Annotated in this window: 11 protein-coding genes and 3 tRNA genes; 5 read left to right on the forward strand and 9 right to left on the reverse strand. The window is 64.2% G+C overall.

What is annotated here, in order from left to right:
• Window positions 1-190: 190 nt before the first annotated feature.
• Window positions 191-264, reverse strand: a tRNA-Arg gene (locus OCL88_RS16560).
• Window positions 265-548: 284 nt separating this feature from the next.
• Between OCL88_RS16560 and OCL88_RS16565 the strand changes: the two genes are divergently transcribed.
• A complete protein-coding gene (locus OCL88_RS16565; protein ID WP_201434257.1) occupies window positions 549-2375 on the forward strand; it encodes a phosphoenolpyruvate carboxykinase (GTP) in 1827 nt (608 codons plus the stop codon).
• A gap of 138 nt (window positions 2376-2513) precedes the next feature.
• On the opposite strand, the gene OCL88_RS16570 is transcribed toward OCL88_RS16565, so the two are convergent.
• From OCL88_RS16570 to OCL88_RS16585, 4 genes are all read right to left on the reverse strand, one after another.
• On the reverse strand, window positions 2514-3671 hold the full coding sequence (locus tag OCL88_RS16570) for a globin domain-containing protein (RefSeq protein WP_264963212.1): 1158 nt from the start codon (window positions 3669-3671) through the stop codon (window positions 2514-2516).
• Window positions 3672-3808: 137 nt separating this feature from the next.
• Entirely contained in the window at window positions 3809-4303 is a 495-nt protein-coding gene (locus OCL88_RS16575; RefSeq protein ID WP_264963213.1) for an RrF2 family transcriptional regulator, read from the reverse strand.
• A 24-nt stretch (window positions 4304-4327) separates the two neighbouring features.
• Window positions 4328-4771, reverse strand: coding sequence for a hypothetical protein (locus OCL88_RS16580; protein WP_021474535.1), 444 nt, complete (start codon window positions 4769-4771; stop codon window positions 4328-4330).
• A gap of 12 nt (window positions 4772-4783) precedes the next feature.
• Window positions 4784-6202, reverse strand: coding sequence for a phosphomannomutase/phosphoglucomutase (locus OCL88_RS16585; protein WP_264963214.1), 1419 nt, complete (start codon window positions 6200-6202; stop codon window positions 4784-4786).
• Between the two features lie 124 nt (window positions 6203-6326).
• On the opposite strand from OCL88_RS16585, the gene OCL88_RS16590 reads away from it, so the two are divergent.
• Complete coding sequence (locus OCL88_RS16590) at window positions 6327-8492, forward strand: RecQ family ATP-dependent DNA helicase (RefSeq protein WP_264963215.1); 2166 nt, start codon at window positions 6327-6329, stop codon at window positions 8490-8492.
• A 155-nt stretch (window positions 8493-8647) separates the two neighbouring features.
• Entirely contained in the window at window positions 8648-10078 is a 1431-nt protein-coding gene (locus tag OCL88_RS16595) for an MFS transporter (RefSeq protein WP_264963216.1), read from the forward strand.
• A 71-nt stretch (window positions 10079-10149) separates the two neighbouring features.
• On the opposite strand, the gene OCL88_RS16600 is transcribed toward OCL88_RS16595, so the two are convergent.
• Window positions 10150-10238, reverse strand: a tRNA-Ser gene (locus OCL88_RS16600).
• A 77-nt stretch (window positions 10239-10315) separates the two neighbouring features.
• Entirely contained in the window at window positions 10316-12505 is a 2190-nt protein-coding gene (locus OCL88_RS16605; RefSeq protein WP_264963217.1) for a prolyl oligopeptidase family serine peptidase, read from the reverse strand.
• A 60-nt stretch (window positions 12506-12565) separates the two neighbouring features.
• On the opposite strand from OCL88_RS16605, the gene OCL88_RS16610 reads away from it, so the two are divergent.
• A complete protein-coding gene (locus tag OCL88_RS16610) occupies window positions 12566-14503 on the forward strand; it encodes an FAD/NAD(P)-binding protein (RefSeq protein ID WP_264963233.1) in 1938 nt (645 codons plus the stop codon).
• Between the two features lie 65 nt (window positions 14504-14568).
• On the opposite strand, the gene OCL88_RS16615 is transcribed toward OCL88_RS16610, so the two are convergent.
• Window positions 14569-18555 carry an ExeM/NucH family extracellular endonuclease gene (locus OCL88_RS16615; RefSeq protein WP_264963218.1) on the reverse strand — a complete coding sequence of 1329 codons (3987 nt, stop codon included), beginning with the start codon at window positions 18553-18555 and terminating at the stop codon, window positions 14569-14571.
• Window positions 18556-18859: 304 nt separating this feature from the next.
• Window positions 18860-18947: transfer RNA gene (locus OCL88_RS16620), tRNA-Ser, on the reverse strand.
• A 98-nt stretch (window positions 18948-19045) separates the two neighbouring features.
• Between OCL88_RS16620 and OCL88_RS16625 the strand changes: the two genes are divergently transcribed.
• Complete coding sequence (locus OCL88_RS16625; RefSeq protein ID WP_264963219.1) at window positions 19046-20029, forward strand: NAD(P)H-quinone oxidoreductase; 984 nt, start codon at window positions 19046-19048, stop codon at window positions 20027-20029.
• Window positions 20030-20042 lie beyond the last annotated feature (13 nt).

Here is a 20042-nt window from a genome sequence, read left to right on the forward strand (position 1 = left end):
ACACTTTCCCCACTCCATGGGGCGCCGACGGCGCGGAACCGCTAGGTCGCAATAGCGCGCGTTTAGGGCCGTCTGAACGCGCACAGCTGCCACTTAGTTGGGAAGGGGGGCCCTAACCTGGGAAGGGCGTTGGGGGCGGGGAGGGGAAACAAAAGACCCGCACCGGCGAACCGGTGCGGGTCTTTATCTGTGCGCCCAAAGGGATTCGAACCCCTGACCTTCTGTTCCGTAGACAGACGCTCTATCCAGCTGAGCTATGGGCGCATTCTTGGTGATTCTCGGCGGTCTATTTCTCTGACCCCCTCGAACCTCAATAAACTTTACAGAAGTTCATGTGAAGTTCCAAATCGACAGACTGTAATCTACCTAACTAGACCGGTCTAGGTGACCTTCGTCACTTAAATCAGCCATTCGGAGACTGGATTCCTTGATTTTCCGCGGTTTTCATTTGCGCGGCCCCCATTTGTCCGATGTCTGACAACGGATTGGTCTGGTCCGCGCCCCCTATCGTTTAGGACACACCACCGAACCCGACGAAGGGAACCGCAATGGGCGATCTGGCGCGACTGCCGCTGCTTGAGAAGGCACCTACTACGCATGCACGCCTGCTGGCCTGGGTCGAAGAAGTAGCTGAACTGACTCAGCCGGACCGCATCCACTGGGTTGACGGTAGCGAAGCAGAAAACAAGAAGCTGACAGACGAGCTGGTTGAGGCCGGCACGCTGAAGCGGCTCAACCCGGAGACGTTCCCGAACTCCTTTGCAGCTTTTTCCGATCCCGCTGACGTTGCCCGTGTAGAGGAGCAGACCTTTATCTGCTCCGAGAACGAGCGCGACGCAGGCTTCACCAACAACTGGATGGCCCCGGCCGAGATGAAGCAGAAGCTGCGCGGACTGTTCGCCGGCTCCATGCGCGGCCGCACCATGTACGTCATTCCCTTCGTCATGGGCCACCTGGATGCTGAAGACCCCAAGTTCGGCGTTGAGATCACCGACTCCGCCTACGTGGTTGCTTCCATGCGCATCATGGCCCGCATCGGCACCGACGTTCTGGAACGCATCACCCGGACCGACGCGTTCTTCGTACCGGCGCTGCACTCCCTCGGCGCACCGCTGGAACCCGGCCAGGCCGACGTCGCATGGCCGTGCAACCCGGAAAAGTGGATCGTCCACTTCCCCGAAGAGCGCTCCATCTGGTCCTTCGGTTCCGGCTACGGCGGAAACGCCCTGCTGGGCAAGAAGTGCTACGCCCTGCGCATCGCCTCGGTCATGGCCCGCGACGAAGGCTGGCTGGCCGAGCACATGCTCATCCTCAAGCTGACCTCTCCCGAGCAGAAGACCTACTACGTCTCCGCGGCCTTCCCCTCCGCCTGCGGCAAGACCAACCTCGCCCTGCTGGACCCCACCATCAAGGGCTGGAAAGTTGAGACCCTGGGCGATGACATCACGTGGATGCGCTTCGGCAAGGAAGGCGAGCTCCGCGCGGTCAACCCGGAAGCCGGTCTTTTCGGCGTTGCGCCGGGTACCGGTTGGGGTACCAACCCCAACGCCATGCGTGCCATTGCCAAGGGCAACAGCATCTTCACCAACGTCGCACTGACCGACGACGGTGGAGTCTGGTGGGAAGGCATGACCGAGGAAACCCCGGCACACCTGACCGACTGGCAGGGCAACTCCTGGACTCCGGACTCGGAGACCCCGGCCGCGCACCCGAACTCCCGCTTCTGCACCCCAATCGACCAGATCGACATGCTTGCCGAAGAGTACTTCAGCCCCGAGGGCGTGGAACTCTCCGCCATCCTGTTCGGTGGCCGCCGCAAGACCACCATCCCGTTGGTCACCGAGGCCCGCGACTGGTCAAACGGCATCTTCATGGGCGCCACCCTCTCCTCGGAGACCACCGCTGCAGCGGCCGGTGCCGTGGGCGTAGTCCGTCGCGATCCAATGGCGATGCTTCCGTTCATCGGCTACGACGCTGGCGATTACCTGAACCACTGGGTGAACCTGTCAGCGAAAGCCAATCCCGAGCGCTTGCCCAAGATCTTCCTGGTCAACTGGTTCCGCCGCACGGCTGAGGGCGGCTTCGCCTGGCCTGGCTTCGGGGACAACGCACGCGTGCTCAAGTGGGCCATCGAGCGGCTCGAAGGCAAGGCCGACGCCGTGGAGACCCCCATCGGCTTCGTGCCGACCGGTGAATCCATCGATCTCGAGGGCCTGGATATGACCCCGGCAGAGGTGGAGGCGGCCGTCCGTGTGGATGCCGACGAATGGACCACCGAGCTGGCCTCCATTGAAGAGTGGTTCGCCAACTTCGGCGAATCGCTCCCGGCGGCGCTGAAGTCCGAGCTGGACGGCCTGAAGAGCCGTCTGGCCTAGACCTCGGGAAGCAGGAACCTCCGGAGGTAAGAACCTCCGGAGGTGCAGAACCTCTTAGGGACAATGGCGTCCCTGAGTGAACGACGACGGCCTGTCACCTTTTGTACAAAAGGTGACAGGCCGCCGTCGTTCCTTGCCTTAGTTGGCGAGCCAGACGTCCGGACCGAAGACCTCGTAGTGGATCCGCGTTGCCGGGATGCCCGCTTCGATGGCCTCGTCGCGGATCTTCTTCATGAAGGGCAGCGGGCCGCACAGGTAGAGCGAGGCATCTGCCGGAAGATCGACTTCGCGAAGCGACATGAAACCTTCTTTGGCGCCGGGCTGCGGAGTCTCAAGCCACAGCTGCAGGTCGGCATCGATCCTGGCGGCGTCGGCGGTCATCTGGCCGCTGAGGGCCCAGCTGTCCATGGAACGCTCGGCGTGCAGCACCAGCACATCGCGGTCAGTGCCGGCATCTGCCAGGGAGCGCAGGATGGAAGCGGTGGGCGTGCAGCCGATGCCGGCCGAAGCGAGAACCACCGGGCCTGCCTCGTCCTTGAGCGTGATTTCGCCATACGGATTGGAGATCTCCAGGATGTCCCCGGGTTCGACGGCGGTGTGCAGGGCGGTGGAGACCTCACCGCCGTCGTTGAGCTTGGTGGTGAAGATCCGGCTGGTGCCGGCGTCGCCGGACAGCGAGTATTGGCGCACCTGGCGGAGGCCGTCAGGAAGGGTGACCTTGACGCTGACGTACTGTCCTGGTTTAGCTTCCGTGACGGGAGTTTCGTCGGCCGGTTCCAGCGTGAAGGTCATGGCATCCTTGCCTGCTGCTTCCTTGCTGACGACGCGCCACGGCATCCACATGCGGGTGTTGGCCTGCGCTGCGTAGAGGTCCTTCTCCAACTTGATCAGGGCGTCCGCCATGAGCCAGTACACCTCGGTCCATGCTTCTGCGATCTCAGGGGTGATGACATCGGCCAGGTCGGCGGCAATGGCTGCGAAGAGGTGTTCGTAAACCACGCCGTACTGCTCTTCGACGATGCCCAACGAAGCGTGCTTGTGCGCAATGCGGGAGAGGACCTTTTCCGGCAGCGTGCCGGGATTGTTCACCAAGTGCGTGGCGAAAGCGGCAATGCTCCCGGCCAAAGCCTTCTGCTGCTCGCCGGAGCGCTGGTTCGATCGGCTGAAAAGACCATCCAGGAGTTCGGGGTGTGCTGTGAACAAGCGGTTGTAGAAATCAGCGGTGATTTCGCCAATCCTTGATCCGACCAGCGGAAGGGTGGCTTCAATGACGGGGCGGGACTTTTCCGAGAGCATGGTTCTCCTGGGGTTGGGGTCCGTGCACCTGCGCCGGACCGGATCAATACATGCATTTCAAATACCTGTATTTAGATCAATTTCTACTCTTCGTAGAAAAGAAGTGCAAATCGAGTGGGTTCGTTACGCCGGAGGTCTCACGCCGTGGTGACGGCGGGCAGGGGGGAGGGTGACGGATCCGTGCCGAACTGGGGACGCAAGCCGATGGTAGCGAAGACCGGATTCATCTGGCGGGCGTGGGGGAGGGATGCGATCACCACGGTGTCGAGTTCGCTGTAGAAGGCTTCCCTTGCCCGCTTCATGGCATGGCGCAAACCACACTCGGTCAGCAGCGGGCAGTCGCCGTTGGGGGATTGGCATTCCGCCGGGTCCTGCCTGCTGTCCAGGTGGCGGAGGAGCTGCCCCACGGTTGCTTTGCGGCCGGCAGCGTTGAGCCGGGAGCCGCCGAGCCTGCCACGTTCGACGTCGATAAGGCCGAGTTCGCGGAGCCGGACCATTGCTTTGCTCACGTGGTTGTACGGGGTGCCGACGGCATTCGCCACAGCCTGAGTGGTCAGCAAAGTCCCCTCGGGCGCAGCTGCCAACACCATGATGGCGCGGAGGCTTACATCTGCGAACGCGTTGATCTTCATCGCTTCACCTAAGGTAGTGCGGGTCTAGTCCACCCAGACTGACGGCTCGTGGGTGTCCGGCTCCATGGGCTCAAAGGTGAACCCGTCGTCCGTTACATGATAGGGAACTATCGCGGCAAGTACGGTGCCGTCCCTGTGTTCGGCCGCGCCGGTGATTCCATCGCAACCATGTTCCGGCAGGCTGGCATCGTAGGCAACGGCTACCGCGCGGTAGTCGTTTCGCCCCTGCTTGAGGAGCTCCTGCACGTCGGCAAGCATCTGCTCAGCATCGAGGTGGCCGTCTTCGTCCGGCTCATTCGGGGTTACCAGGACGATCCTGAGTTCACCGTCATTGGACAAAGTGATTCCGAAGGGGAGGAAGCCGCCGTTCTGCAGGAGGTGTTCCTGGGCCGTGCCTATGGCCGTGCCCAAGGTGTCCCTGAGTTCCTGCTCCGCCGCATTCCCCGCTGCTTGAGGTTCGTGGCTCATATGATGGCTCCCTTATGCCCTGACGATGGCCAGGACGCGGTCGCGGATTTTTTCCATGGTGGGCTGGTCCTTCGCTTCGGCGTTCAAGCGAAGGAAGGGCTCGGTGTTGGACGGGCGCAGGTTGAACCACCAGCTGCCGTCCTTGGCGGTAAATGTGCTGCCGTCCATGTTGTCGATCTCGACGTCCTCGGACTCGAAATCGATCCGAACGCGCTCTACCGCTGCGGCTTTGTCCTCGATCTCGGAGTTGATTTCACCGGAGGAAACGTAGGGCTCGTACTGGCGGCCGAGTTCGGAGAGCGGACCGTCCTGCTCGCCCAACGCGGCAAGGACGTGCATGGCAGCCAGCATGCCGGTGTCCGCATTCCAGAAATCCCGGAAGTAGAAGTGGGCGGAGTGCTCCCCGCCGAACACGGCACTTTCCTGAGCCATCACGGCCTTGATGAAGGAATGGCCCACCCGGGTGCGGACAGCACGGCCGCCGTCAAGAGCGACGAGTTCCGCCACGGCCTTGGACGTGAGCAAGTTGTGGATGATCACCGGAGTCTCTTCCCCAGCGGCCTTTGCCCGGGCGATTTCACGGCGGGCCACCATGCCGGTGATCGCCGAAGGAGACACCGGGTCACCCTTCTCGTCAACAACGAAGCACCGGTCAGCATCGCCGTCGAAAGCCAAACCGATGTCCGCACCGTGCTTGACCACGGCGGCCTGCAGATCACGCAGGTTCTCCGGCTCCAACGGGTTGGCCGGGTGGTTCGGGAACGATCCATCAAGCTCGAAGTACAGCGGAATAATCTCAAAAGGCAGGCCCGGGAGGATTTTGTCACCCAGGACCGCGGGGGTGGTCAACCCCGCCATGCCGTTGCCGGCGTCGACAACGACCTTCAACGGCCGGGAACCGGAAAGATCCACGAGCTTGCGGAGGTACTCGGAATAGTCCTTCAGGACATCCCGCACACCGATCTGGCCACGCGTGGCGGCGGCCGGGATGCTGCCCTGGTTCAGATACTCCTCGGCCAGCGCCTGAATCTCCTTCAAACCGCTCTCCGAAGAGATGGGCTGGGCTCCGGCCTTGGCCATCTTGATGCCGTTGTACTCGGCCGGGTTGTGGCTGGCAGTGAACGTGGCGCCGGCTGCATTAAGCGCGCCGCAGGCGTAGTACAGCTCGTCCGTGGAAATAAGGTCCAGCAACTGCACGTTGGCGCCACGGGTGGCAGCGCCCTTGGCGAACGCCTGGCTGAACTCGGGCGAGGAAGGCCGCATGTCCCCGCCAACCAGGACGGTCTCACCCTCCAACCCAAGGACGTCGATAAATGCAGCACCCACGGCCTCTACGATCTCGGCCGTGATTGATTCCCCCACGATGCCCCGGACGTCATACGCCTTGAAAGAGGCCGAGAGGTCAAAGGTCTTAGTCTGCTCGCTAGTCACGCGCTCAATCCTACTGTGAGGGTGCAAATGGGCATGAACCGCCTCCCGGCTATGTGGAGAACGGTTGTCCACATAGCCCTTCCTGCCCGTCATCGGTGTCAAGCCCTGCTGCAATACTGGGGACATGGCCAACTTCCCCCAAAATGTCGCTTTTCCTGTGCAGTCGCCTACCCGCCAGCAGGCGCTTGAATGCCTCAGGGAGCTCGTCGGCAACCCGCAATCCGAGTTCCATGACGGCCAGTTCGAGGCCATCGAAGCGCTGGTGGACGCAGGACGCAGGGCCCTGGTGGTGCAGCGAACCGGGTGGGGGAAGTCCGCCGTCTATTTCGTGTCGTCCCTGTTGCTGCGCAGGCGCGGGGCGGGGCCAACCTTGATTGTTTCCCCTTTGCTGGCGCTCATGCGGGACCAGGTGGCCGCTGCGGCACGGGCAGGTGTACGGGCCGTAGCCATCAACTCGGCAAATGCATTGGAGTGGGACACGGTATTGGCCCAGCTGGCGGCGGACGAGGTTGATGTCCTGCTGGTGTCTCCGGAACGCCTGACCAACCCCTCCTTCCGGGAGAACCAGCTCCCCGAGTTGATCCGGCGGACGGGTCTGCTGGTGGTTGATGAAGCGCACTGTATTTCGGACTGGGGCCACGATTTCCGGCCGGACTACCGCCGCATCGCGGACCTGATCACGCAATTGCCTGAGACCGTCCCCGTGCTGGCCACCACGGCAACGGCGAACTCGCGGGTTGTCCATGACATCGAGGAGCAGCTCGGGGAAGGGGTACTGACCATCCGCGGCCCCTTGGGCAGGGAATCCCTGCGGTTGGGAGTGCTTAACCTCCCTGACTCCCGGGACCGCCTGGGCTGGTTGCTCACGCATCTGAACGATCTGCCCGGCAGCGGGATTATCTACACCCTGACCGTTTCCGCCGCCGAGGACACCGCCCGTCTGCTTGCCGAGGCGGGGCACAACGTCCTGGCTTACACAGGACGCACCGACCCCGCGGACAGGGAACGCGCGGAGCAATTGTTGAAGGACAACCAAGTCAAGGCGCTGGTAGCGACGTCAGCCTTGGGCATGGGGTTCGACAAGCCCGAGCTCGGCTTCGTCATCCACCTCGGCGCGCCGTCGTCACCTGTCGCGTACTACCAGCAGGTGGGCCGCGCCGGACGTGGCGCTGCGAATGCCGACGTCCTGCTGCTTCCCGGCTCCGAGGACCGCGAGATCTGGCAATACTTCGCCACCGCTTCGATGCCTTCGGCCGAGAAGGCACAGGCCGTCCTGGACGTTCTGGGTGAAGCCGGTTCCGCCCTTTCCACTGTGGCCTTGGAAGCGAGGGTGGACCTGCGCCGGACGCCCCTGGAACTGCTGCTCAAGGTGCTCGCCGTGGATGGAGCGGTGGAACGGGTTGGAGGTGGCTGGAAGGCAACCGGGCAGCCTTGGGCCTACGATGCTGATCGCTACTCCCGCATTGCCGAGGCACGCGTGGACGAGCAAGAGTCGATGATCGTCTATGAGGACACCTCGGGGTGCCGCATGGAGTACATCACCTCGGTCCTGGACGATGAAACCGCGGCACCTTGCGGCCGCTGTGACAACTGTGCCGGGCAGTGGTTCCCGAAGGACATCGCCGACGCCGCCGCGGACGCTGCGGGGCAAACGCTTCGTCGGGCGGGAATTGTGGTGGAGCCGAGGCTGCAGTGGCCGTCCGGAATGGACCGGCTGGGTGTGGCGGTGAAGGGTAAGATCAAGCCGGACCAGTCCGTGGCAGAAGGGCGCGTCCTGGCCCGCCTGACCGACCTCGGCTGGGGCGGAGCGCTGCGTGAACTCTTCGCCGCTGGCGCCCCGGACCGCGAGGTGGATCCCGCCATGCTCCAAGCCTGCGTCCAGGTGCTGCGGGAGTGGTCCGGTGCCGAGGGCGGTACGGCGTGGAGCGGAGCGGGCCGTCCGGTGGCCGTTGTGAGTGTTCCTTCCAGGAGCAAACCACAGTTGGTGGACTCGCTGGCCCGGGGAATCGCAGGTATCGGCCGCATGCCGTACTTGGGTGCACTGCAACCCCAACATGGCGGGCCTGTTGGGACCCGGGGCGGCAACAGTGCCTACCGCCTGGCGGGAGTATGGGAGCGGTTTGCTGTGGGTGAAGAACTTGGCCAGGCGTTGGTGGGCGCCCAAGGACAGCCTGTGCTCCTGGTGGACGATCTCATCGACAGTCGGTGGACCATGACGGTGGCCGGCCGATGCCTCCGCGAAGCAGGTGCGGGGGCGGTCCTTCCCCTGGCGCTGGCCCAGGCCGGATAGGCCGCCGCCCCACGCTGCGGACAGTACCGCTACAGGACCCGTGTCATGCCCGGCCAGGTTGTGTCATGTTGTGATCGCTCCCACATCCCGTCTATAGGATCGATGAAACACGCCCGCTTCCCAGTGCGGGCTACCGTTTGATCCGGACCGGAGCCATGAGCACAGAATCGAACCGCACCGACGTCGCAGCCCCAAGTGAGAGCACGTGGCAGCCAAAGCTCGCGTTGCTGGTGGCGGCCACCTTCTTCATGGAGTTCCTGGACGGAACAGTCCTGACCACCGCGATCCCGAGCATCGCCTCCGATTTCCGCGTGCCCGCAGCTGATGTCAACATCACCATGACCGCCTACCTGGTGACCGTGGCCATGGGGATACCGTTGAGCAGCTGGCTGGCGGAACGAATGGGCGCCCGGAGGGTGTTTTGCTTCGCCATTGCTGTGTTCACCATCGCGTCCCTGCTGTGCGCGGTGAGCCAGGACCTGACGATGCTCACGCTCAGCAGGGTGGCCCAAGGCGCGGGCGGGGCCATGATGGTTCCGGTCGGGACGCTGGTGGTCCTCCGGGGAACGCCGAAGTCCGAGCTTCTCCGTGCCACCGCTTACCTCGTGTGGCCGGGCCTTCTTGCACCGGTGTTGGCCCCGATGGTCGGCGGAGCGCTGACGACGTTCCTCTCCTGGCACTGGATCTTCCTCATCAACCTCCCGCTGGGCCTGGCCGCATTCATCGCCGCACTGCGCCTGGTTCCCCGGACCGCCGTCGGGGATAAACGCAGGCTTGACTGGCTGGGACTGTTGCTGACGACGCTTGGCGTGGGTGCCCTGGTGGTAGGCCTTGAAACGTTGGGCGGCCACGCACCGGGGCGGGTGGCTGCGGTAGTGGTTGGCGGCGGCGTCCTTTCCTTGGCCGGAGCGGTCTGGTGGATGACCAGGGTAAAAGTCCCGCTGTTCAACCTTGGGGTCTTCGGAACGAGGACTTTCCGTGCCACGTCCACGGGCGGCTTCATCTACCGGCTCACCATCAGCTCTGTTCCCTTCCTGCTGCCGTTGATGTTCCAGGATGGATTCGGTTGGGACCCCCTGAAGGCCGGTGTCATGGTGGCCGCGGTCTTTGTGGGCAACATCGGCATCAAACCGGCTACCACCCCCATCATCCGGCGGTTCGGGTTCAAGCCCGTACTGGTCTTTGCCTCCTTCGCCTCGGCGGTGACGTTTGTCCTGTGCGCCTTCCTGTCGGCCGAAACTCCGGAGCCGGTAATTTTCGGCCTGCTGCTGCTCAGCGGCGCTTTCCGGTCCATCGGCTTCTCGGCGTACGCCTCGGTGCAGTACGCGGATATCGTCCCTGAGCAACTGCCGTCGGCCAACGCCATCTCCGCCACGCTGGTGCAGTTGGCGGCCGGCGCCGGAATTGCCTTGGGAGCACTGTTCCTCCGGTTGTTCGAAACCGCCGGATTCCTGGGTGGGGGTAATACCGCCTACAAGGGGGCCTTCCTGGCCATGGCAGTACTGATGCTCGTGAGTACCGTGGACAGCCTGATGCTTCACCGGGATGCCGGTGCGGAGGTCAGTGCAGGCGGTCGTGGCCGCTAACCCTTGAAGGGGGTCCTGCAACCCCGGGTTTAAACGCAAAAGGTCCCGGTTCGAAAACCGGGACCACTTCGCGGAGACGGGGGGATTTGAACCCCCGGTCGAGTTTAACCCCGACCCTTCATTAGCAGTGAAGTCCATTCGGCCGCTCTGGCACGTCTCCAATTGCTATTGCTAGCCCACCAAGGATACGCAGAACGTGCGGCACAGTGCAAAACAGCCGTCAACCAAGGCCGGGCCTTACTCGCCCCCGGCCAACGCCCGCCAGAGGAAGTGGTTGCTCCTGGCCTGCAGCGCGGCGGCTTGCCTGTTGTCCGAAGCTCCGGCGTGCCCGCCCTCCAAGGCTTCGTGGAACCAGACGTTGGGGATGCCCATGGCCTGCATCCGGGCGGCCATCTTCCGGGCCTGGACGGGACCCACCCGGTCGTCCGAGGTCGCAGTCCAGATGAACGTCTCCGGGTATTCCACTCCGTCACGGAGCAAGTGGTACGGGGAGAACGTGCGGATGAATTCCCACTGCCCGGGGACATCCGGGTCTCCGTATTCGGCAATCCAGGAGTATCCGGCGGACAGCTTCGTGTATCGGCGCATGTCCAGCAGCGGCACCCCGCAGGAGATCGCCCCGAACAGCTCGGGGTACTGCGTGAGCATGTTGCCCACCAGCAGCCCGCCGTTGGAACCGCCCACGCACCCCAGGCGTTTCCGGCTGGTGACTCCCCGCGAGATCAGGTCCTGTGCAACCGCTGCGAAGTCCTCGTAAGCGCGGTGCCGGTTTTCCCGGAGGGCCGCGTGGTGCCAGGACGGTCCGTATTCGCCTCCGCCGCGGATGTTGGCCACCACGTACACCCCGCCGCGGACGTGGGCGTCCTCCCCTGTGGTGCGGCGTTCAAGCCATGCCCTGCCGATCGTTCCGCTGTAGGCAGGGGTGCGGGAGACCTCGAACCCGCCGTAGCCGGAGAGCTGCGTGGGGTTCTGACCGTCCAGGACCAGGTCTTTGGAGGCGACCTGGAAGTAAGGGATGCGGGTGCCGTCGGCCGAAACAGCGAAGTGCTGTTGGACGTCGTACCCGGCCTCGTTGAAGAACGACGGCGAACGCTTCACCTCTTCGTGGTGGCTCCCGGCAGGTCCGAGTGAGCCGCGCGTGAGGGTCGTGGGAGTAGTGAAACCTGTGGCCACCAACCAGTAGTCGTTTCCGGCGCCGGATTCGTCCTCGTCGTCCACTGCATAGGCGTTGACGTCATGGAGCGGGGGACAGGCGTCCAGGGTGCTCCATGCCCAGGAGCCGGACTCGTCAGGTTTTGAGGGGTCCAGCACCCGGATCTCGGAGGAGACGTCCCGCAGCAGGTTCAGCAGCAGGTAGTCCCTGGTCCAGCTCCAGGACTGCAGGGACGTGTGGGCATCGGGCGTGAACAGCACCACCACGTCGCGTGTGCCGGCCAGCCACTCTTCAAGGCCTGCCGCGAGGAGGGAGCCGGCGGGGTATTGGACGCCGGCCACGGACCAGTCGTGCCGGGGCCGGAACATCAGCCATTCGCGGTGCGCGCTGATGTTGACGTCCGTCGGCACATCGATTTCAGTCCAGGAGCCGTCACGGAGCAGCGACGTCCGCTGGTTGTAGAAGTCGATGTAGTCCACGGCGAAAGTGCGCTCAAATCCTGGCGTGGAGTCGTGGGCGACCATGGCCAACATATGGTCTTCGGGGATCTCGAAGATCTGTTCCGCTGATGCCAGGGATTCGCCGCGGCGCAGCTTCACCGCGGTTCGGGCGTAGGAAGAGGATGTTGCGGGTAGTCCGTCGGCGGTGCTGGAGACCAGGAGAGTGTCTGCATCGAGCCAGCTGACATGGCCCTTCGCGGTGGGTAGGTCAAAGCCTCCGTCGGCCAGGTCCACGAACGTCCTGGTGGCGAGGTCGAATTCGCGGTACCGGTTGGCGTCGCCGCCGTCGGGGGAGAGGGAGACCATGGCGAGCCGGTAGTCGGAACCGTCGGACGGGCGAAGGAAGCCTGCCCCATGGAACACCCACTCGATACCTTCGGAGGCTGCCAAGGCGTCCACATCCAGCAGCACGTCCCAGTCCGGCGCGTCGGAGAGGTAGCTCTCCCATGTGGTGCGGCGCCACAGGCCCTTGGGGTGCTCCCGGTCCTTCCAGAAGTTGTAGTAGAAGCCCCCCCGCTTGTTCACCATGGCGATGCGGTCGGTGGAGTCCAGGACCTCCAGGATGCCCGCTTCCACCGCCGCGTATCCGGCGTCTTCCAGAAGTTCCTCGGTACGGGCGTTTTGTTCACGGACCCACGCCAGCTGTTCTTCGCCGTGGATGTCCTCCAACCAGACAAACTCATCCGTTGGCTCCGGTGCGACGTCGGCGTGGCGGGGCTCTGGCTGCTCGCGTTCTTCGGGCAAGGGCGATTGATCAGCTGCTGTGGTGGTCATCGCCCCATCCAAGCAACACAAGTAAAAGGGAAGCAAGTCATGCAGAAGTTAAGCTTGAGCGTGGCTACTTCCCAAACCAACCGTGTTGCCCTTGTCGGGGCTGGTCCCAGGGGTACCAGCGTCCTTGAGCGGTTGCTCGCGAACCGGGCGGCGGCAGGGAACGGCGGGAGCACGCTCCACATCCACGTCATTGATCCGTATCCGGCCGGTTCGGGGCACGTATGGCAGCCCGGGCAGTCCCGGCTGTACCTGATGAACACGCAGTCGTTCTATCCCACCTTGATTCCCCAGGAACCGGAGCTTGCCCCGCCTCTGGCGGGCGGTTCGTTCGACGAATGGCGCGTGACCCGGCGTCGTGATGGCCAGGGACTCAGCGACGCCGAGAAGGCCGAGCTGTCCGCGCTGGAGTCCGACAACTTCCCGAGCCGCGCCCTGTACGGGCGCTACCTGCAGCAGACACTGGCTGAGCTGCTCCAGCGGGTGCCCGACGGCGTGGACGTCACCTTCCATGAAACGTCGGCGGTGGCGGCCCGCCCGGCAGGTAAGGCGTTCGACGTCGAACTGGCCGACGGCGGTACCCTCACCGTCGATTCGGTGGTGCTCGCCCTTGGCCACATCGAGGCCCGCCTGAACCCCGAGCAGCGCTCCTTCCAGGTGGCCGCCGTAGAACACGGACTTCTGTACTTCCCTCCGGCGCCTCCGGCCGACGTGGACTGGTCCACAGTGCCGGACAACGAACCCGTGCTGGTCCGGGGAATGGGGTTGAACTTCTTCGACGTCATGGGGCAGCTGACCGAGGGCCGGGGCGGCAAATTCGTGGACGCCGTCGCCCCGGGTACCGGCGCCCTGGAGTACCGTGCGTCCGGCCGCGAACCGAGGATCATCGCAGCGTCCAGGCGAGGCACCCCGTACCGGGCCAAAGCCGGGCTGTCCGGCTACTACGCCACGAGCATCACCCTCCGCTACCTGACGGAAGCCGCCGTCGACCGCTTCCGGGCTGCGGGGATCCAGCCCGGCTTCGACCATGATCTGTGGCCGCTCCTGCACCGGGACGCGTTGTGGGCGTACTACGCAACATTGGCACGGTCCCAACCGGCCGCGATCCGGGACTCCGCCCAATTCCTGGCCGACCTGGAGGACGCGCTGCAGCCGCATGCGCACGCCACGGGCAACTGGGAAACCGAAGTGGGGGCGCTGGTCGAAAAACACGTGGTGGCTTCGCGCCGGCTAAACCTTCGGGCGCTCGCCGCCCCGTTGGCGGGCCGGACCTTCACTTCCCGCCGCGAGTTGGACAAGGCCATCACCGATTACCTGGATGATGATGCCCTGCGTTCGGAACTCGGCGAAGCCGATCCTGTGAAGATGGCGATCGGCGCACTCCATACGGGCCGTGCGATCCTCAAGACCGTGGTGGCGGACGGTGGAATCACGGATGAGTCGTGGGTGGCGGAGCTGCGCGGCTGGTTCGAATCCTTCGTCGAGGGACTGGCCAGCGGGCCTCCCGCACTTCGTTCGGAGCAGCTGGCTGCCCTGGCGCGTGCCGGCGTCGTGAGTTTCGTGGGACCGGACCCGAAATTCAGCGTGGACCGCAACGCCAAAGTCTTCCGGGCCTTTTCGCCTTGGGTGCGGGATGCGCCCGTGCAGGCGAGGACCCTGATTGAAGCGATGTCACCCGCCAACCGGGTGGGTATCAACGTCTCCCCGTTGCTGGAACAGCTCATGGAGGACGGCCTGGTGCGAACCAAGATCATGATGAGCGTCGAGGGGACGCCGGTCCAGACCACCGGCCTGGATGTGGAACCACATCCTTACCGGCCCGTGGCCGCGAACGGCTCGGTAACCGAGGGCTTGTACGTGCTGGGCCTTCAGCTGTCGGCAACCCAGTGGGGGACCGCCATCGCTGCCGAGGCCAAACCGGCAACCGGCCAGGCCTACACCAGCGGACAGCGGACGCTGCGCGACGCCGACGAGATCGCGCGGAGCATCCTGAGGCTTTAATTCAGGCCAGGCCCCGCGACCACACGGACGCGGGGCCTGGCCCCTTCACTGCCACATGGGGTTTGTCAGCCCCTCAGGCACCTCTGATATTCCAACCAGGCGATGGCGTAGCGGAGCCAGCCCGCAATGTCGTACCACTTGGATGGTTTGGCCGGTGCCGTGCATTGCGGCGGATTCGGGACGCTCTCCGCCACCGTGACCAGGACCTTGACCGTGGTGCCGGTTTCGACGGCGGTGAGCACCAGCGTCGCGGTACCGGCTGCTGCTGTGGCGGGAACCGTGACGTTGACGTTCGCGGCACCGGAGGTCACCGGAACGTCGCCCAACTCCACCCTGGTGCCCGTGGCATCAATGAACGAGGCTTTGAGGGTCTTGTTCGCCGGGCTGCCGATGGATGTCAGGTCCAGCTTGGAAACGGCCAGGCTCAGGGCATCTCCGGCCGTGACGTCGCCGGCCGTGGTGTTGGCGACCGCCACGGAACGGCGCGCGAAGTCCGGCGATACCGGGTTGTGCGCCTGGAGGTACTTGATCCACGCATCCCGGTCCACCAAACCGGTGTCCTTGGTGTTGCTGCCTTCCAGGAAGACGCGGAAGTTGTCACCGCCGGTGGCAAGGAAGCTGAAGGTACCGATCCTGTACTGCTTGGCCGGATCGATCGGCGTACCGTCCACCCAGATCCCGGTGACGCGCTCACCTGCCGGACGCGCGGCGTCGTAGGTGTAGTTGACGTTCTTGGACAAGCCCAACTGCTGGTACGGGCGGCTCGGTACCGTTCCGTCGGGGTTGGTCTGCCACTGCTGTTCCAGGAGCGTCTTGAATTGTGCGCCAGTAAGGGACGTCGTCCAGAGATTGTTGACGAACGGCAGCACCGCGTTCGCCTCGGCATAGGTGATGGTTCCGTCCGGGGCGTAGTACAGCTCGTTGCGGAGCCCGCCGGGATTCACGACGCCGATCTCCGCCGCACCCAGTTCCGGGGCCTTGAGCGTGTCCACCAGTGAGTCCGCCACGAGGTTGCCCAATGTGGACTCGCTCGCGCGGTCGTCCCGCTTGGGGGCGCCGCCTTCGGGGTCCGGCGTGAACGCCGTGGTGATATCAGCGGTCACTGCCCCTACCGGCTGATTGCCGATCTCTTTGGCGTCAGCCAAGGCCTTGTCCACGATCGTTTTCACGGCTGCCACCCGGGGGTAGGCGGCAACGAGGCTTTCGGGAGTGTCGGTGGTGCGCTCCACGATCGATGCTTCGTAGGCGGCGACCGTCTTGGAGGCCACGTCCACGGTCAAGGTCACGGTTCCCACGTTCTCCCCGTAGTTGCCGGTCTGGATGATCGGCCGGGTCTTTCCGGTGGCTTGCCCGTCGGCGTCCCGCACCGGGGCGTCCCAGGCATATTCCTTGTGGGTGTGACCGGTGAAGATTGCGGCGACGTCGGGCGTGGTTTGGTTCACGAGTTTCGCGAACGGTCCTCCGGCGGCAACTTCCTCCTCCAACGTGGCGCCGTCGGGCGTTCCGGACGCTGCGCCGTCGTGGTTTTCGACGATGATCAGGTCAGCGGCGCCCTCAGCCTTGATCTTCGCCGCAACCCGGTTGATGGCATCCACCGGATCACCGAACTCCAGGTCGGCGATGCCCGCCGGAGTCACCAGGGAAGGAACCTCCGGGGTGACGGTGCCGATCACTGCCACGCGCAGGCCGTTGAGTTCCAGCACCTTGTACTCGGGCAGGACGGGAGTGGTGGTGCCCTTTTGGTAGACGTTCGCGCCAAGGTAGGCGAACTTAGCGTTGGTCCCACCCGCGGCGACGCGGTCGCGCAGGTCCTCCCAGCCGCCGTCGAACTCATGGTTGCCAACCGCGGAGGCCTGCAGCTCGAGGGCGTTCAGGACGTCGATGGTGGGCTGGTCCTTCGCCACGGAGGAGGCAAAGAGTGAAGCTCCGATGTTGTCCCCGGCCGAGATGAACGCCGTGGCGCCCGGTGCCGCGGCAGCACGCAGCTTCTCCACCGTTCCGGCGAACAGGACGGTGTTGGAATCGATCCTGCCGTGGAAGTCGTTGATCCCCAGGAACTGAAGGTCTACGGTCTGCGGCGCACTCGGTGCCAGGTCAAGGCCGACCACTACGGGGTCGTGGTCGCTGGCCCGGAACTCGTCCGACGCATAGTAGTTGGTCACATTGTTGTTATACCGGCTGTACTCCAGTGCCACGGACTCCACGGAGTTGATGTTCCATATGTCGCTTCCCGTGACTGTCGGGAGGGCGGCGGGAGAAGCCAGAACGTGGTCCAGCGAGCCGACCATTCCGCCATACAAGTAGGAATGCTTGCCCGTCCCTGCTTCCAGGTTGGTGTAGCCCGCGCCGGTGAGGACGTTGAGGGGGTCCTCCTTGGCATAGGCATTGAAATCGCCCATCAGGAACACCTTGTCCGTGCCCATGGAAACCTGCTGCTCCTTGGCGAAAGCGAGCAGTGACTCGGCCTGGCGTGTCCGGGCAAGGTTCGATGCGCCCTGGCCTTTGTCCGTGTCCTCCGGCGTGGCGGCGGATCCCTTGGACTTGAAGTGGTTGACGATTGCGATGAACTTGGTGTCATCTGCTGCGCCTGCGGGCTTGAAGGCCTGGGCCAACGGCTTGCGGGCACTGGCAAAGGCATCGGTGTCGTTGTGGATCACGGAGCCGCCAACCGGTTCCGCAGCGGCTTTCTTATAAATGAAGGCCGTCCGGATCATGTCCTCATCGCTCAACGGAGGAGCATTCGCCGGCGTGCGGACGTAGTCCCACACTCCGGGGGTCTTAGCGTTCAGGGCGTCCACCAGCGTGGCCAAGGCGGCATCGCGGTCCTTGCCGAACTGGGCCGAATTCTCAATCTCTTCCAGGGAGACGACGTCGGCCCCGGACTTGGTGATGGCGGCGACGATCTTGGCCTGCTGGCGTTGGAAGTTCTCCGCGTTGGCGGCGCCGCGGGCGTTGCAACCTTCCTTGACGGTGATGGGGTTGCCATCACGGTCGGTGTAGTACACGCAGCCGCTGAGCTGATCGCCCGTGGTGGGAAAGTAGTTCAGGACATTGAAGGAGGCCAGTTTGAGGTTACCGCCCACGTTGGCAGGGCCTTCAGGGCGTGAAACGGTGAAGGACGCGGGCTGCACCCTGTCCGCAGTAGCTGCAGTCAGGGGCGCGAGGGGCTGGAACTTCCAGGAGTTGTTTCCGTAGCCCAGGATCACGTCGGTCGTGAACGTGGCAGCCGAACCCACCCGGACGGGGTTTTCCGGAGTGAGGTAGGGCAGCTGTTGGGCTTTGGTGGTGGCGTCCTTAAGGAAGTTGGTGGACGCGCCGTCGTCGAGCTTAATGCCGCGCGCCGCGTTGTCAGCCACAACCGCTGAATACTCTGCCGAGCCGTACGGGGCTACCGCCGTCGGCTGCACCAGGGGTGATGTGCCGGCCGCGAGGCCGATTTCGCCGTAATGGTTCAGAGCGTAGTTGTCCGTCACCACAAAGTCGCCCTGGGGTGCGATCAACATGCCTTCGAGGCGCTCGCGTGCGGCGTCGTTGGCCGGGAGGGAAAGCGGTGTGGCCTTCACTTCCGGGGCGGGATCGGTCAGTTTCGTGACACCCGCCGCCTGCACCGTGATCTGGGTCTGGTTCGCGAATTCGCTCACGACGCCGGTCAGTTCCAGGTAGTCGCCTGGCTCAACGGAACCCGCCGTCGTGGGGGAATAGACGAACAAAGCGTCCGACGCCGTCCTGGCCGCCCCGCTGCTGTCGCCTCCGGTCCCCGGGCTTTGGACGTAGTAGCCGTTCAGGCCGCCGGTGGCGTAGGCCGCGGTCACCTTGCCGCGGGTGGTCACGGTGCTGCCGACGAGTGGGCTGGCGGGGCCGGTGCCTTGGATCTCGGCGATGGTCTTGGTGCCGGACTCCGGCTGCAGCAAGTACGCCTCATTGATGACTACCGGCGAACCAGGAGCCGCGGGGTCATCTGCTGCGAGGGCCGGCGCAGCTGTCAGTGGGGCCGCTGCCAACCCCGCTGACAGGACAGTGCCCGCCAGGAATTTCCAGTGCTTACGTCGCATCCGCTCTTACTTTCGTGAGGGAGCCCAGCCGGGCTCGCTGAGGGCGTCCACGTTCCATGGCGCGGACGATGAATCGGAAGTTGCTCCGGGTAAAGCTGCCTCGGGTGTAGCTCAGCGCGAACGGATGAATGGGGCATTGCCTGCCGGTAAGCGGAAGGTTGCCCGATAGAACACTATGTGCGGCCCCTGGTACTTTCAATGGTTATCCGGGGGCAGGTTCTCAGATAATCGCACGGCAGCGGCGGCGACGAGGGTTGGAAAGCAGAAAGTGCCCCGGGTTCTGGAACCCGGGGCACTTGTTACGCGGAAGGTAAGGGATTTGAACCCTTGGTACGGGGTTACCGCACACTGGTTTTCAAGACCAGCTCCTTAGGCCGCTCGGACAACCTTCCCTGCCTAGTAGTGTTTCATAGGGAGTTGGCTGTACCAAAACATCACGTACTTTCAGGCCCCGGAGCCGGTTAGTGCAGCAAGAAAACGGGAGTTCGTCATGAAAGCCGTCTTTATTTCCGAACCAGGCGGACCCGAAGTCCTCGAAGTAAGGGAAGTACCGGCACCGGTGCCCGGCGAGGGCGAGGTGCTGATCGACGTCGTGGCCGCAGGCCTCAACCGCGCCGACGTCCAACAGCGCCGGGGCTTTTACCCGCCGCCACCAGGGGCGTCGGAGATTCCAGGCCTTGAAGTGTCGGGCCGTATCGCGGGGTTCGGGCCTGGTGTCACCAAGGCCTTTACTTTGGGGGACAAGGTAGTCGCGCTGCTCTCCGGCGGCGGCTACGCCCAGCAGGTGGCGGTACCGGCCGAACAGGTGTTGCGTCTTCCCGAGGGCGTGGACCTGGTGACGGCCGCGGGTCTTCCGGAAGTGGCGGCCACCGTTTACTCGAACCTCGTCATGACGGCACAGCTCCAGCAGGGCGAGACGGTCCTCATCCACGGCGCGACGGGCGGCATCGGCACTATGGCCATCCAACTGGCCAAAGCCTACGGCACCAAGGTGGCCACCACCGCCGGCACTGATGAGAAAGTGGGCACCGCCAAAGCGTTCCTGGGTGCCGACATCGCCATCAACTACGCCGAAGAAGACTTCGTCGAAAGCCTTAAGGCACAAAACGGCGGCAAGGGCGCCGACGTGATCCTCGACGTCGTGGGTGCCAAGTACCTCCAGCAGAACATCGATGCACTGGCCGATTACGGCCGGCTGGTGATCATCGGGCTCCAGGGCGGCACCAAGGCCGAGATCAACCTGGGCCAGCTCCTGAGCAAGAGGGCTGCCGTCATCGCTACGGCGCTGCGCCCCCGGCCGGTGGCGGAGAAGGGCATCATCATGTCCGCCGTCCGGGAGGTGGTGTGGCCCATGCTCGCCGACGGGCGGATCAAACCACTCGTGGCCAAGTCGTTCCCGCTGGAACAGGTGGGGGAGGCGCACAAGTACTTCGACTCCGGCGACCACGTAGGAAAAGTCCTGCTGCTGCTCTGACCCGACCACTACA

The organism is Paenarthrobacter sp. PAE-2 (assembly GCF_026013155.1).
Taxonomy (GTDB): Bacteria; Actinomycetota; Actinomycetes; order Actinomycetales; family Micrococcaceae; genus Arthrobacter; species Arthrobacter ureafaciens.

Coding starts and splice junctions, on each gene's coding strand:
- OCL88_RS16615 (WP_264963218.1), bottom strand. CDS start 18,555: ATGCGACGTAAGCACTGGAAATTCCTGGCGGGCACTGTCCTGTCAGCG.
- OCL88_RS16595 (WP_264963216.1), top strand. CDS start 8,648: ATGAGCACAGAATCGAACCGCACCGACGTCGCAGCCCCAAGTGAGAGC.
- OCL88_RS16565 (WP_201434257.1), top strand. CDS start 549: ATGGGCGATCTGGCGCGACTGCCGCTGCTTGAGAAGGCACCTACTACG.
- OCL88_RS16590 (WP_264963215.1), top strand. CDS start 6,327: ATGGCCAACTTCCCCCAAAATGTCGCTTTTCCTGTGCAGTCGCCTACC.
- OCL88_RS16625 (WP_264963219.1), top strand. CDS start 19,046: ATGAAAGCCGTCTTTATTTCCGAACCAGGCGGACCCGAAGTCCTCGAA.
- OCL88_RS16575 (WP_264963213.1), bottom strand. CDS start 4,303: ATGAAGATCAACGCGTTCGCAGATGTAAGCCTCCGCGCCATCATGGTG.
- OCL88_RS16580 (WP_021474535.1), bottom strand. CDS start 4,771: ATGAGCCACGAACCTCAAGCAGCGGGGAATGCGGCGGAGCAGGAACTC.
- OCL88_RS16570 (WP_264963212.1), bottom strand. CDS start 3,671: ATGCTCTCGGAAAAGTCCCGCCCCGTCATTGAAGCCACCCTTCCGCTG.
- OCL88_RS16605 (WP_264963217.1), bottom strand. CDS start 12,505: ATGACCACCACAGCAGCTGATCAATCGCCCTTGCCCGAAGAACGCGAG.